Raw genomic sequence first — 14398 nt, 5'->3', positions numbered from 1 at the left:
GAGGCCTTTTTGTGCGCGTCACAAGATCGCAACTGAGCCGCAGCTGAGAATAAACTCGGAGGTACAATGACCAAAACGACTTTCCTCAATTTTGAGCAACCGATTGCCGAACTCGATGGCAAAATCGAAGAACTACGATTCGTCCAGGATGATTCGGCCGTCGATATCTCGGAGGAGATCGACCGCCTGGCCAAGAAGAGCCAGCAACTGACCAAGGACATCTACGCAAAGCTGACCCCTTGGCAGGTCGCGCAAATCGCGCGTCATCCGCAGCGTCCATACACCATGGATTATGTGAATGAAATCTTCACCGACTTCCACGAACTGCACGGCGACCGCACCTACGCCGACGATTTGTCGGTCGTGGGCGGCCTGGCGCGCTTCAACGGCCAGGCTTGCATGGTCATCGGCCACCAAAAGGGCCGCGACACCAAAGAGCGCGCGATGCGCAACTTCGGCATGCCGAAGCCGGAAGGCTACCGCAAGGCCATGCGCCTGATGAAGCTGGCTGAGAAATTCGGTATCCCGATCTTCACCTTCGTCGACACCCCGGGCGCTTTCCCCGGTATCGACGCCGAAGAGCGCGGCCAGTCCGAGGCCATCGGCCACAACCTGTACGTGATGGCCGAACTCAAAGTGCCGCTGATCGCCACCATCATCGGTGAAGGCGGCTCCGGCGGCGCGCTGGCGATCGCCGTCGGCGACGTGGTGCTGATGCTGCAATACTCGACCTACTCGGTGATCTCGCCGGAAGGTTGCGCCTCGATCCTGTGGAAGACCTCCGAGCGCGCGGCAGACGCCGCCGAAGCGCTGGGCCTGACCGCGCATCGCCTCAAGGCCATCGGCCTGATCGACAAGATCGTCAGCGAGCCGCTGGGCGGCGCGCACCGCGATCCGAAGCAGATGGCCACCATGCTCAAGCGCGCGCTGGCCGACTCGCTGCGCCAGTTCCACGGCATGAAAACCAAGGACCTGCTGGAAGCGCGCCACGAAAAGCTGATGAGCTACGGCAAGTTCAAAGAAACCACGCCGCAGGAATAAACCAGCCGGCATCAACACCAACCGGGAGCGCTGCTCCCGGTTTTGCATTTTGGAGCAGCACTTGAAGAAGCAGCAAATCCCGACCCTGTCCCATATTTTCGAACAAGCCGCCGACGCCGCGTTGACGCGCATCGGCGCGGCGCAGACGGAAGGCGAGGGCGGGCGCATCGCCATCGCGCTCAGCGGCGGCCTGGACTCGTCCGCGCTGCTGCACCTGGCGCACGCCCACGCGCAGGCGCATGGCGTCGCGCTGTACGCCTTCCACATCCACCACGGCCTCAGCGCCAACGCCGACGCGTGGCAGGCGCACTGCGAGCAAGCCTGCGCCGCGCTTGGCGTGACGTTCGAGGCGCGCCGCGTCGAACTGGTGCGCAAGGAAAAGACCGGCACCGAAGAGGCCGCCCGCAAATCGCGCTATGCCGCGCTGGGGGCGCTGTGCCGCGAGCATGGCGTGCAACTGCTGTTCACCGCCCATCACCAGGACGACCAGGCCGAAACCGTGCTGCTGCAACTGCTGCGCGGCTCCGGCACGGCCGGCCTGTCCGGCATGGACGCCGCCAACGCCGCGCCGGACCTGCTGGCCAATCCCGACCTGGTCATGGTGCGCCCGCTGTTGCCGGCCTCGCGCAAGCAACTGGCGGCCTACGTGGCCGAGCACGGTATCAGCCACATCGACGACGAATCCAACGACGACCCGCGCTTTGCCCGCAACGCGCTGCGCCACAAGGTGATGCCGGCGCTGGCCGACGCCTTCCCCGGCTTCCAGGAGCGTTTCGCCCGTAGCGCCCAGCACGCGCAGTCGGCACAGCGGCTGCTGATCGAGCTGGCGCAGCAGGATCTGGCGATGTGCCTGGACGGCGACTGCATCGTCATCGCCAAGCTGCGCACCTTGAGCACCGACCGCAGCTACAACTTGCTGCGCTATTGGTTCGGCACGCGCGCGCTGCGCATGCCCAGCGCCGCCTGGCTGTCCGAAATGCTGACGCAGCTGCTGGAAGCGCGCGACGGCGCCCAGTTGCTCGTCACGCACCCGGATTGCCACGTGCGGCGCCACCGAGACCGCCTGCACCTGACGCCCAAGCTGGCCGACCTGGAAGGCACGCGCGAGGACGAATTCGACCAGACGCCGGGCACCTCATTTGTCTGGAACGGCGAAAGCGACATGGCGTTCCCGGCCTACGGCGGCGTGCTGCACTTCGATGTCCTGGCTGCCGACGCTGCCGCAGGCGCCGGGCTGGACCCGGAATGGCTGCGCGGTCAACAACTCGTGATCGAATTCCGCAAAGGGGGGGAGCGCCTGAAGCCGGCGCACAACCGTCCGACGCGCGGCCTCAAGTACCACTACCAGGCGCTGGGCATTCCCGCCTGGGAACGCGGCCGGCTGCCGCTGGTGCGCGCCGACAAGCAGATGCTGTTCGCCGCCGGCATCGGCATGGATTGCAACCGGTTAAGCGACGGGGCGGGGCGCGTCACGCTGCGTTGGCAAGCGGCATAAAAATTTCCTTGCATTTGCCGAATTTTGTATGTGCATATGCTTATAAGGTATGACTTTATGAGCTTTTTGACTTGTTATTTTGCACTGCGGCATGTAGAGTTAAGGGTTCCATTTACCTTTATTTGAGCGGAAACCTCACTGTTATGGCTTTAATCGTGCACAAATACGGCGGTACGTCGATGGGTTCGACGGACCGTATCAAGAACGTCGCGCGGCGTGTCGCCAAGTGGCATGACGCCGGGCACCGCATCGTTGTCGTGCCATCGGCCATGTCCGGCGAGACCAACCGCCTGATCGGCCTGGCCAAGGAAATCCAGGCACAACCGGATCCACGCGAGCTCGACATGATCGCCTCGACCGGCGAGCAGGTCTCGGTCGGCCTGCTGTCGATGGCCTTGCTGGCGATCGGCAAAAAAGCGGTCTCCTACGCAGGCTGGCAAGTCGCGATTAAAACCGATTCCGCCTTCACCAAGGCCCGCATCCAGTCGATCGACAACGAAAAGGTCAACCGCGATCTGGACGACGGCAAGATCGTCATCATTACCGGCTTCCAGGGCGTCGACGAAAACGGCAACATCTCGACCTTGGGCCGCGGCGGCTCGGACACCTCGGCCGTGGCCATCGCGGCCGCCATGAAGGCGGCCGAATGCCTGATTTTCACCGACGTTGACGGCGTCTACACGACCGATCCGCGCGTCGTCTCGGAAGCGCGGCGCCTCAAGGCGATCACGTTCGAAGAAATGCTGGAACTGGCGTCGCTGGGCTCGAAAGTGCTGCAGACCCGTTCGGTGGAGTTCGCCGGCAACTACCGCGTGCCGACCCGCGTGCTGTCGTCGCTGACCGACCCGTTGCTGGACATCGAAGAAGAAGCCAACTCTGGCACCCTGATTTCGTTTGAGGAAGATACAAACATGGAACAAGCAGTCATCTCCGGTATCGCGTTCAACCGCGACGAGGCCAAAATCACCGTGCTGGGCGTGCCGGATCGTCCGGGTGTGGCGTACCACATCCTGGGACCGGTGGCCGAGGCCAATATCGAGGTCGACATGATCATACAGAATCAGTCGGTCGACGGTAAAACGGACTTCACCTTCACCGTCTCGCGCAACGACTACCAGCGCGCGGTCGACGTGCTGACCGGCACCCAGGCCGAACTGGGCGCCGCCAGCATCACCGGCGACGCCAAAGTGTCGAAGATCTCGGTCGTCGGCGTGGGCATGCGCAGCCACGTTGGCGTCGCATCGCAAATGTTCCGCACCTTGTCGGAAGAGGGCATCAACATCCTGATGATCTCGACCTCGGAGATCAAGATTTCCGTGCTGATCGACGAAAAGTACATGGAACTGGCCGTGCGCGCGCTGCATAAAGCGTTCGAACTGGAAAAGGCTTAATTTTTTCGAAAAATTTGGTCTGGTTTCCTTGACCAGATCATTCCCGGTCTATACCATGGCGGTCGTCTGCTCTGGTGAAGTTTGGCCGGTCGGACAAGGTTGAGCAATCAACTGGGAGACGTGGCCGAGTGGCCGAAGGCACATCCCTGCTAAGGATGCATACGGCTTATACCTGTATCGTGGGTTCGAATCCCACCGTCTCCGCCAAGAATCAGAAAAAAGGCCCCGGCAACGGGGCTTTTTTTCGTCCGTACCGTCGGCTTAACCGTTGTTGGGACGGATGGTCAGGATTTGGGCGAGCGTGCCGATCGGCCCCGTTTCGTCATGAATGGTCGAACTGGTCACGCCCAGGCCATCGGCGCCAAACGAGACCGACGTGTCAAAGCCCAGCCACTCGCCGCGCGGCGTCGCGAACAGATGCGCCGTCAGGTCCAGGTTGGGGAAGGCCACCTCGGTCGGCGCGGCCCGCACGGCCATGCCGTTGGCGATATCGAACAGCGACGCGGCGCGGGCGAGGGCGCTGACCGGCTCGTCCTCGAGCAGCGGCTGGCGGGCGCGCGCCCAGTACGCCGCCCGGCCGGGCTCCTCGGAGGCGCGATGCACGTCGATCGTCGCGATGAAGCCCCCCGGCCAGACCGTGGTCGCATCCCATCGCGGCATCGTCTCGGGACCCGGTATCCGGCGCAGGGTGCTGCCTGCGATGGCGCTCGTGTCGTTCGGCTTGACCAGCCAGGCGCGGGCCCGCAGCGCCGGGCGTCCGCCGTGCAGCAGCGTCGCCTCGATCAGCTCGATGGTACGGCCCGAGCGCAGCGACTGCACGTCGGTCTGTACCTCCCCGATCGGGATCACGCCGAGGATGTCGAACGCCAAGCGGCCGATGTGGAATCCGTTGCCGCGCCTTGCGCAGTCCAGTTCGATGACGTGGGTCAATAGCCCCATCGGCGCCGCGATATGTTGTTCGTGCACGCTCCAGGCGCCGCCGGCGTGCTCGGTGGCCAGAAAGTTTGTATCGCTGAGGCGGGTAAAGTAGGCCATGTGGGGTGTCCGTTTGCGATGCGATCCACAATGGCCGCATGGTTGATCAAATCGCTATCATAAGCCATGGTGGCTAAAGTGCGAAAACTCGGCCGGGCTGGGGCTTGAGCCGGTCCAGCGCACGGTGTTACATTTGTCGGGCGTACCCTTGACCAACGCGCTACCGATCTATATCATAACTCGCGTCCACATTGCTGCTTCACGGCAAGTGGACATAGTTGAGCAATCGACTAGGAGACGTGGCCGAGTGGCCGAAGGCACATCCCTGCTAAGGATGCATACGGCTTATACCTGTATCGTGGGTTCGAATCCCACCGTCTCCGCCAGAATCAGTAAAAAAGCCTCCCTTTGCGGGAGGCTTTTTTATTTGTCCGGACGGAACTGAGTCGCTCGATTCCGTTTGGTGCCGATGAGTTCAGTGCAGCAACCGGAACCCGAATCCGGACATTGCAATGGCCGTACCTCCAATCAAGGGGACTACAACCCCTGCGAAGCCAGCCAGCGTCGCGGGCTGCACACGCCGCGTTGCCACGACATCGTAAATAATCGCAAGCAGTGCCAATAAAAGCATGCCGACACCGGCCAATATCGGGGCGAAGGAAAGACCCAGGCCGAGGGCGGGCCAAAATGCGAAACGCGCAAACGCCGGGCCGATGATGGCCACTGAAGCGAAAAATATGAGCCGGTAGTGTGTTGCAGATCGGCCTCGCCGAGCAACGCCGCAAGACACAAGAATTAGAAACGACGCAAGGCTCATGAAGTTAGCCCACACAAACATGTTCTCCGGGCTAGCCGCCGAATCTACTTGCATCGCGACGCGCATATTGACAGCGGCTCCAGTGGCGACGGTACCCAAGACCACCAGCACGGCCAACCAAGCGAGGCTTCTATGCCACCCTCTCAGTTTCATTGCCGCCAGCACAGCTTGAATCACCACCAATGTGAACCAAAGTGTCAATGCAATACCATGCAAGAGCAGCAGCGTGGGCAGTGGGCGCGGGGAAAATAGTGGACGCAGATAAAACGTTCGGCCGAAGCCCACAACTACAATTGCTAGCAGGACGAGATGTGCGAATAGAAAAGCCTTGGTTTCTTGTGAACGCGAACGCATGATCGCTCCTCGCCGCCGCTTCGACCCAAGCCCTGTAAGCGTACCGGGTCTGGACGCGAACCCCGACGAGCCCGATGCCGTCGATTGTTTCCAAATAGTAGCTTACATCCCGATGGAATTGTTTTTTAAACACGCCATGCAGCCGCAAACGGCAAGCCGGCGGTGTAAAATGGCTAAATGTTCATCTCCCGACAGCGACGACGGTACTTTGCATGGCTGCTCTGCGCCTCCATGCTGATGACGGCATTGATGCCGGCGTTCTCGCGGACGTTCGCTTCGGATCCCGCAGCTAACGCGATGTTGCTTGAAATCTGCTCGGCCATGGGCGTCACCTACGCCAAGTCGCCGGACTCCGAGAGCTCCGACAAGCGCGCGGCCGTGATGAACGACTGCCCCTATTGCCGGGTTCACTTCGACGTCCCGGTGCTGCCACCTGCGCCGGCCCAGCTTCCCCAGTTCAAGATCACCTCGGAACGGCCCGCGCTGTTCTACCGTTCCCCGACGCCGCTGTTTTCGTGGGTCGTCGCCAACCCGCGCGGTCCTCCCGCCACCTGATATCCGTCCAACGCGTGCACGCGGCGACACTCGTCCGCGCACGATGTTATGTTATTCCAGATCGACGCAAACGACAGCGCCGCCCATAGAGGCAGGCGCTGCCACTGACGCCGCCTGGCCTGGGGCCGTCCCATGGCGGCCCGGATATCCATTTCGCGTACCGACACCATGAACACTATTTCCCATTCGCCCGTGGCCCGCACCCGCATCGCCATCTCTTGCGCGCTGGCGCTGCCACTGCTGTCCGCCAACGCCAACCTGGCCTTCGCCGCGGAGGACGCCACCTTGCCCACCGTCGTCGTCACCGCACGGTCCGACAACGGCGGGCTGCATTCGAGCATCGGCACCGGCTCCAACCTCGACTTGAGCCGCTTCGACACGCCGGCCAGCGTCGACGCCATCACCCGCGAGCAACTCGAACGGCGCGGCGACATCAACCTGCTCGACGCGATCACCCGCGCACCGGGCGTCAGCGCCATGCCGCATCCCGGCAATGGCGGCTCCTCGGTGGCCGCACGCGGCTTCACCGATACGCTGTCGGTGATGCGCCTGTACGACGGCATGCGCCAGTACGGCGGCGCCGGCCTGACATTTCCGTTCGACACCTGGGCCATCGAGCGCGTCGAGGTGCTGCGCGGACCGGCATCGGTGATCTACGGCGACGGCGCGATCGGCGCGGTGATCAACGTCGTACCCAAGAAGCCGACGCGCGGCGCGGTACAGACCGAGTTGCAGGCCGGCCTGGGGACCGAGAACAGCCGCCGCTTCGCCATCGGCAGCGGCGGCGCCATCGACGACAAATGGTCGTACCGCGTCGATGCCAGCACAGACCGTTCCGACGGATGGGTGGAGCGGGGCGATTACAGCAACCGCGCCTTTTCGGGAGCGTTGCGGCTCGACATCTCCCCGCGCCTGAATGTGCAGCTCGACGTGGCAAAGGGCAGGCAAAAGCCAATGAGGTACTTCGGCACGCCGCTGATCGATGGCAAGCCCGATCCGGCATTGGCGGAACAGAACTACAACGTCGCCGACAGCGTCATCCAGTACGACGACCGCTGGATCGACGTGCTGGTGAACTGGACCCCGAACGACAATGTCAGCGTGCGCAGCCGCTTCTACGACATCGACAGCGACCGTCATTGGCGCGATGTCGAGGCGTACCGCTACAACCCGGCGACGCGCCTGATCGACCGCTCGGATGCGACCGAGATCTACCACCAGCAATCACAAACGGGCAACACCACCGACGCCGCGTTCAAAGGTAAGCTGCTCGGGATGGGCAACCAGTTTTCCGTCGGATTCGACGTCAACTCCAGCGACTTCCAGCACATCAACAACACCTACGTCGGCAACGCGCCGTCGGTCGATCCGTACAACCCGGTGCCGGGGGCGTTCAGCAGCCCGGTGCCGACCATCCCGCGCTACGACAGCGACGCCAAACAGTATGCGCTGTTCGCCGAGGACCGGCTGGCGCTGGACGAGCGCTGGTCGCTGCTGGCGGGCGTGCGCTACGACCACGCGACCTTGCGCCGCACCGATCTGGTCGCCAATAAACTGGCCTACGACAAGACCTCGAGCAATGTCGGATGGCGCCTGGGCACGGTGTTTCAGCTGACGCCTTCGCTGGCGCTGTACGGCCAGTTCGCCAAAGCGGCCGATCCCATCAGTTCCCAGTTCTTTCTGTCGGGCGCCAACAGCCAGTTCAAGAACGCGACCGGCCGGCAACTCGAGGTGGGCGTGAAGCAGGCGTTCGCGCAGGGCGGTGAATGGACGCTGGCGGTCTACGACATCACCAAAAATAATCTGCTGACGCGCGACCCGGCCAACCCGGCCCGCAGCTTGCAGGTCGGCGAACGCAGCTCACGCGGCATCGAGGCGACGGTCACAGCGGTGCTGGCGCCGGGATGGAGCGTGGAAGCCAATGCATCGCTGCTGCGTGCGCGGTTTGAAGATTTCAGCGAGGCATCCGGCGGCGGCCTGGTCTCGCGCGCGGGCAATACGCCGCCGGACGTGCCCAAGCGTCTGGCCAACGCCTGGCTCAATTGGGAACTATTGCCGGCGTGGACCGCCAGCGCCGGGCTGCGCTATGTCGGCGAACGCAATGCCGACAATGCCAACACGCTCAAGCTGCCATCGTACGCGGTCACCGATGCGTCCTTGCGCTGGAAGATATCGGCCGCCACCAATGTGACGCTGCGGGTCGCCAACGTCTTTGATAAACGCTATTTCACGACCGCGTACTACACGCCGACGCAGTGGTTCTACGGCCAGGACCGGCGTGCGGACATTATCGTCAACCACCGCTTCTGACGGGGAGGCGCGATGCGACGTTATATTTACCTGCTCCATCGCTGGACCGGCATTGTCATGTGTTTGTTGATGGCACTGTGGTTCGTCAGCGGCTTGGTGATGCTGTTTGTCGGCTATCCCAAGCTGACGCCCTGGGAGCGCCTGGCCGCGCTGCCGCCTTTGCCACAAGCGGGCTGCTGTATAGCGCCGGAGCAGGCGCTGGCGAAAAGCGCCGCCCCGGCCGCTGTCCAGCGGCTGACGCTGACCTCGATCGCCGGCCGGCCGCACTATCTGTTGCTCGAAGGCGACGGCCGGTTCACGCCGGTCGACGCCGTCAGCGGGGCAGTGCCCGGACGGGCCGACCAACGCGCCGCCATGGTCGCCGCAGGCAGCTTCAAGCCCGGCGCCGGCGTCAGTTACCTGGGCTTGGTCGATGAGGACCGCTGGACCCACTCGCGCGCGCTGAATCCGCACCGGCCGTTGCATATCGTGGAGCTCGGCGACGAGGCATCGACGCGAGTCTATGTATCGTCCTCGACTGGCCAGGTCGTGCTGGACGCGCCACGCGCCGAGCGCTACTGGAACTTCGTCGGCGCCTGGTTGCACTGGCTGTACATGATCCGTCAGCAGCATACCGATCCGGTGTGGACTTGGACCCTGATCGGCTTGTCCGCCGTCGGTGTGCTGTCGGCGGTGAGCGGGCTGGTTAACGGCGTGTGGCGGTGGCGCTTCAGCGGTCGTTACAAAAGCGGTCAGCGCACGCCTTATCGCGAGGCTTACATGCGCTGGCACCATACCCTGGGGCTGGTTTTCGGTCTGGTGTTGTGCACGTGGGTGTTCAGCGGCTTGATGTCGATGAATCCGTTCAACATCTTCAGCGCAAAGGGCGCGCGTCCCGACGTGATCGCGATGCAGGGCGGATCGCCGGCGGGCTTGCGCTTGGCGGAGACGGTGCCGCAGATACTGCAGCGCTTGCGGACCGATTCCTTCACGCCGCGCGAGCTGGAATGGAGCGTATTAAATGGCCACCCGTTCGTGCTGGCGCGCGATGGCGCGAACGACACGCGGATTGTGGACGCCGCCGGCGAAGGCTTGCGCGTCACGTCATCCTGGCCGCTGGCGCAACTGGAACAGGCGGCGCGCCGGCTGTCGCCGTACCCGGTGACGTCGTTCGAAATGCTCACCCGCTACGATGCGCAGTACTTCGCGCGCGAGCAAGCGTCGATGTATGGCGCCAATGAACGCCGCCTGCCGGCCTTGCGCGCCGTATTCTCCGATCCTGAAAGCACCTGGGTCTATCTGGACGCGCGCACCGGCCAGGTCGAGTTGAGCGCGGACCAAGCCCAGCGCCTCGGCCGCTGGCTGTTCAACTTGTTGCACAGCTGGGATCTTCCGGTGTTACTGACGCCGTCCTGGCCGCGCGAAGCGGCGATCATCGCCCTCAGCATCGGCGGCTTGCTGCTGAGTATGACGGCGGCGGTCATCGCGCTGCGCCGGATGCGGGTCATGCTCAGGAATAGCGTGGCGGTTTCCGGTTCCCAGGCGAACGCAAGTAGTGGAGAATGTGGTGTCGCCTATCAACCCGTCGAACCCCGGAACCGCCAACGATGAAGCCAAGCCGCAGTCACCTCGCTCCCGCCAGATTGTTGGTTCACTGCCTCGCCGGCGTCCTGCTGGCAAACGCCGGCGTCGTCGCGGCCGCCGGGCAGCCTAAAATCGAGGTGCGCGGCAGCCAGATACTCGGTCCCGATCAGCAGGACAGCGGCGAGGCCGACTGGCTGGCACGCCTGAACAACTGGAAACGCGACACCACAGGGCAACACGCACCGTGGCTGGAGGCGATGCGTTCCTGGCGCGCCGACCAGCTCGCGAAGAACGGCTATGACGACGCCCAGTACCGGCGGCCGGAACTGCGCTGGACGCAACGGGATTTCGTCCAAACCCAGGCGATGATGGAAGACCGCTACCTGTATGATCCGGTCAGTGGGCGCTACACCGTCGACCGCTTCCTTGACGATCTGAAACAGCGCTATGGCGGCATCGACAGCGTGTTGCTGTGGCCGGTGTATCCAAACATCGGCATCGACGACCGCAACCAGTGGGACATGCTGCGCGACCTGCCTGGCGGCGTGGCCGGCGTCCGGCAGATGATCAAGGACTTCCACGCGCGCGGCGTCAAGGTGTTCTTTCCGACCATGCCGTGGGATACCGGCACGCGCGACCCCGGCACGACGATACACGAGGCGACGGCGCGGCTGATGGCCGAGATCGGCGCCGACGGTATCAACGGCGATACGATGTTCGGCCTGCCGCTGGAATACCGCACCGCCGCCGATGCAACGGGTCAGCCGATGTCGCTCGAGCCGGAGTTGTTGTTCAACGACGAGCGCATGCTTGCCTACAACAATCAAAGCTGGGGTTACTGGCCGGCGTCGCCGGTGCCGCTGGTGAGCAAATGGAAATGGCTGGAGCCGCGCCATCAGGTTCATGTGTGCGACCGCTGGGCCACCGACCGCACAACGTTGCTGCAGGACGCGTTCTTCAACGGCGTTGGCGTGCAGAGCTGGGAAAACGTCTGGGGCTGGTGGAACCGGTTCACGCAGCGCGACGGCGAGGCGTTGCGCCGCATCTCGACCATTTATCGCGCCTTCCCCGAGCAATTGGTCAGCAGCGAATGGCGGCCGCATGTGCCGACCTTGCATCACGGCGTCTACGCCAGCGAGTTTCCGCTGCCCGGCAAGACGTTGTGGACGCTGATCAACCGCACCGACTGGCGTATCGACCAACGCGTCATGCGCGTCCCGCATGCGGCAGGACAACGCTACTTCGACCTCTGGGATGGCAGGGAAATGACGCCGACGGCGGCAAACGGTTACGCGGAGCTGAGCGTCGCGCTGGAATCGCATGGCTACGGCGCCGTGTTGCGGCTTGATCCCGGTGTCGATGTGGCAGGCCTGCCAGCGATATTGAAAACGCTGGCCAAGCAGGGCGAGCGGCCACTGGAATCGTACGCGAATGCCTGGACGCCGCTACAGCAGAAGATGGTGGACATCGCCGCTACCCCGGTGGCGCACGCCGCGCCGCCCGGCATGGTGAAGGTGCCCGGCGCGCTGTTCGATTTCCAGGTGCATGGTGTCGAGATCGAAGGGGAGAACAAGCCGGGACTGGACGTGCAATACCCTTGGGAACCGGTGGCGCGCCGGCACCACGTGCGTAGCGTCCCGATCAAGACCTTCTACATTGACAAGCACCTTGTGACCAATGCGCAGTTCAAGCAATTCCTCGACGCCAGCGGCTACCGACCTGCGGACGCGCACAACTTCCTGCGCCACTGGATCGCTGGCGCCCCCAAGGCGGACGACGCGCAGCGTCCGGTCGTGTGGGTGTCGCTCGAGGACGTGCGCGCCTACCTGCGCTGGGCCGGCAAGCGCCTGCCCAACGAATGGGAGTGGCAGTACGCCGCCCAGGGCGGGGACGGCCGTCTGTTTCCATGGGGGAACGATTGGAACGCGGCCATGGTGCCAGCGCCGGAAAAAGGAAGGGAACTGACCGCGCCGGAAGCTGTCGGCAAGCATCCGCAGGCGGCCAGCCCGTTCGGCGTGGAGGATCTGGTGGGCAACGTCTGGCAATGGACCAACGAGTTCGCAGATGACCATACCCGCGCGGCCGTGCTGCGTGGCGGCAGCTACTACCAACCGCAAAACTCGTATTGGTACTTTCCGCAGACGTACAAGCTCAACGAGCACGGCAAATACCTGTTGATGGCGCCGTCGAAGGACCGATCAGGCGCGCTGGGCTTCCGCGGCGTCAAGGACGCTGCGGGCTGATTATTGCCTGCCGCGACCGGCTCAGGCGCACTTACGCGAACGCCCGCTCAAGCTCGAGCGTCGAACGTAGTCCGAGCTGGCCGGCGTGCGTGCGCAGCCAGTCGTCTGCCGCCGCCACGCCGCGTTCGTGCAGATGGGTGATGAAATCGAGCTCCGCGTTGAACTTGCTCGACATGCGGTATTCCGAGAACATATCGTTGCCGCTGATCAGATGAAGGCGGGAACGGTTGGCGTGCACGGCATGACCTTCCTGCTCGTCAGGCGCGTCCAGACCATGCTTGAGCGTAGCGAGCTCGCGCACGAAACTGATGTTGAAGGCGATCTCATTGGCGCGGTTGCTGATGTCGGCCATGCTGCGCGGCACAGTCGAGCGCGACACCGGATTGTTCTGCACCACGATCACGTCGCCGGCCCCACGGTCGAGCAGGGGCGCCAGCGGCGGGTTCGCGACGAAGCTGCCGTCCCAGTAAGTTTCCCCATCCACCTCGACGGCGGCAAACACCGTCGGCAGGCAGGCCGACGCCAGCAGCGATTGCACGGTGATCTCTTCGCGCGGGAAGATGCGCCCCTTGCCGGTGCGCACATTAGTGGCCGCGATGAACACAGGAATGGTGTCGGCGGCGCGCACCCGGTCGAAGTTGATCAGGTTCTGCAGCAAAATGCGCAGTGGATTCTGCGTGAACGGGGCCTCGAACACTGGTCCGGCCAATGCGGCGGCCACTTCAAGTGCGTGGTAGGTCGGCGAACATTCCATCGTCCAACCGCCGACCAGATGGTCGAGCAACGTACGCCGCAGCGGGCTGAACGCGGCGGCCCCGGCGAGTCCGGTCCAGAAGCGCTGCAGCGCCTGCTGAGCGCCGTGCCGGCCACCGCCATGCGCATAGCCGTCGGCCAGCACTGCCGCGTTGATCGCGCCGGAGCTGCTGCCGGTGAGGCATTCGATGACCAGATCGTCCTCGTCCAGCAGCCGGTCGAGCACGCCCCAGGTGAAGGCTCCGTACGAGCCCGCTCCTTGTAGGCCGACACTAACCGTTCTAGGCCTGGAGTCGCGCATTCGACGTCCCCTTCAACAGTTGTGCCGCCGCGATGCCGCCGACCAATGCCAGAACCAGGGCGGTGGTGCTGCCGGAAAAACCTACCACGCCGCTGGCGGCGATCGTGCCCGCCTTGCGACCGACCAGCTGCAGGCGCCGCTTGGACATCTGCACGCCCATTTCACTGAGTTCATCGGCGCCGAGCAGTTTCTCGGCGCTGGGCAGCAGCACGGTTTCCTCGTCGGCCACGTGGTGGATGACGATGCGCATGAGGTCCATCAGCAGGCGGTCGTGGCGCTCATCAATCGCATCGCTGGCGCGCAGCTTGGCGATCAACTGGCGCATCTCGTCGTGTTCCGGCTCGCTTTTTCCGACCACCGGGTCCGAGCTGATGCGGCGCATGACGGGATAAAAGCATTCTTCCTCGAGCGTGGCGTGGATTTCCAGCGCGGTGCAAATGTGCGTGGTGAGCGCTTTTTTCACGCGTGGCTTGGCGCCTGCTGTGTACTGGTGGAAGGCGAGCAAGACGTGGCTGTGATCCATGCGGATCATGTCGGTGATGGTAGGGCTGAGTTTGCTGAGCGTGAACATGGCTGACTCCTTATCGTAGTTGTTGCACC

11 protein-coding genes and 2 tRNA genes are annotated in these 14398 nt (G+C 63.6%); 9 read left to right on the top strand and 4 right to left on the bottom strand.

What is annotated here, in order from left to right; all coding sequences use genetic code 11:
- Positions 1-66 precede the first annotated feature (66 nt).
- From ACZ0BA_RS12370 to ACZ0BA_RS12355, 4 genes are all read left to right on the top strand, one after another.
- Positions 67-1041 carry an acetyl-CoA carboxylase carboxyltransferase subunit alpha gene (locus ACZ0BA_RS12370; RefSeq protein WP_463451572.1) on the top strand — a complete coding sequence of 325 codons (975 nt, stop codon included), beginning with the start codon at positions 67-69 and terminating at the stop codon, positions 1039-1041.
- Between the two features lie 61 nt (positions 1042-1102).
- Positions 1103-2536 (top strand): tRNA lysidine(34) synthetase TilS, encoded by a 1434-nt coding sequence (gene tilS / locus ACZ0BA_RS12365; RefSeq protein ID WP_463451571.1) that lies wholly within the window; start codon positions 1103-1105, stop codon positions 2534-2536.
- A gap of 143 nt (positions 2537-2679) precedes the next feature.
- Positions 2680-3927, top strand: a complete 1248-nt coding sequence (locus ACZ0BA_RS12360) for an aspartate kinase (RefSeq protein ID WP_463451570.1) — start codon at positions 2680-2682, stop codon at positions 3925-3927.
- Positions 3928-4041: 114 nt separating this feature from the next.
- Positions 4042-4134, top strand: a tRNA-Ser gene (locus tag ACZ0BA_RS12355).
- 54 nt (positions 4135-4188) lie between these two features.
- Here the strand turns inward: ACZ0BA_RS12355 and ACZ0BA_RS12350 are convergent.
- On the bottom strand, positions 4189-4962 hold the full coding sequence (locus tag ACZ0BA_RS12350; RefSeq protein WP_463451569.1) for a thioesterase family protein: 774 nt from the start codon (positions 4960-4962) through the stop codon (positions 4189-4191).
- A gap of 233 nt (positions 4963-5195) precedes the next feature.
- Here ACZ0BA_RS12350 and ACZ0BA_RS12345 point away from each other — a divergent pair.
- Positions 5196-5288, top strand: a tRNA-Ser gene (locus ACZ0BA_RS12345).
- 89 nt (positions 5289-5377) lie between these two features.
- On the opposite strand, the gene ACZ0BA_RS12340 is transcribed toward ACZ0BA_RS12345, so the two are convergent.
- On the bottom strand, positions 5378-6073 hold the full coding sequence (locus tag ACZ0BA_RS12340) for a hypothetical protein (protein WP_463451568.1): 696 nt from the start codon (positions 6071-6073) through the stop codon (positions 5378-5380).
- 177 nt (positions 6074-6250) lie between these two features.
- On the opposite strand from ACZ0BA_RS12340, the gene ACZ0BA_RS12335 reads away from it, so the two are divergent.
- The 4 genes from ACZ0BA_RS12335 (at position 6251) to ACZ0BA_RS12320 (ending at position 12744) form a co-directional block, all read left to right on the top strand.
- Positions 6251-6628: a DUF2946 domain-containing protein gene (locus ACZ0BA_RS12335; protein WP_463451567.1), complete on the top strand. Its 378-nt coding sequence runs from the start codon at positions 6251-6253 to the stop codon at positions 6626-6628.
- A 168-nt stretch (positions 6629-6796) separates the two neighbouring features.
- Positions 6797-8938, top strand: a complete 2142-nt coding sequence (locus ACZ0BA_RS12330) for a TonB-dependent receptor (RefSeq protein ID WP_463451566.1) — start codon at positions 6797-6799, stop codon at positions 8936-8938.
- 12 nt (positions 8939-8950) lie between these two features.
- Positions 8951-10528 (top strand): PepSY domain-containing protein, encoded by a 1578-nt coding sequence (locus ACZ0BA_RS12325; RefSeq protein WP_463451565.1) that lies wholly within the window; start codon positions 8951-8953, stop codon positions 10526-10528.
- Positions 10525-12744, top strand: a complete 2220-nt coding sequence (locus ACZ0BA_RS12320; protein ID WP_463451564.1) for a formylglycine-generating enzyme family protein — start codon at positions 10525-10527, stop codon at positions 12742-12744. Before ACZ0BA_RS12325 ends, ACZ0BA_RS12320 begins: the two co-directional genes overlap by 4 nt.
- Positions 12745-12775: 31 nt before the next feature.
- Here ACZ0BA_RS12320 and ACZ0BA_RS12315 read toward each other — a convergent pair whose 3' ends face one another.
- Positions 12776-13798 carry a patatin-like phospholipase family protein gene (locus ACZ0BA_RS12315; RefSeq protein ID WP_463451563.1) on the bottom strand — a complete coding sequence of 341 codons (1023 nt, stop codon included), beginning with the start codon at positions 13796-13798 and terminating at the stop codon, positions 12776-12778.
- Entirely contained in the window at positions 13779-14369 is a 591-nt protein-coding gene (locus tag ACZ0BA_RS12310; protein ID WP_463451562.1) for a hemerythrin domain-containing protein, read from the bottom strand. The genes ACZ0BA_RS12315 and ACZ0BA_RS12310 overlap by 20 nt, the downstream gene beginning before the upstream one ends.
- Positions 14370-14398 lie beyond the last annotated feature (29 nt).

It is taken from the genome of Duganella sp. AC917, from assembly GCF_979258245.1.
The sequence above is the reverse complement of the archived record's forward strand: the minus strand, read 5'-3'. Positions and strand labels throughout refer to the sequence as shown.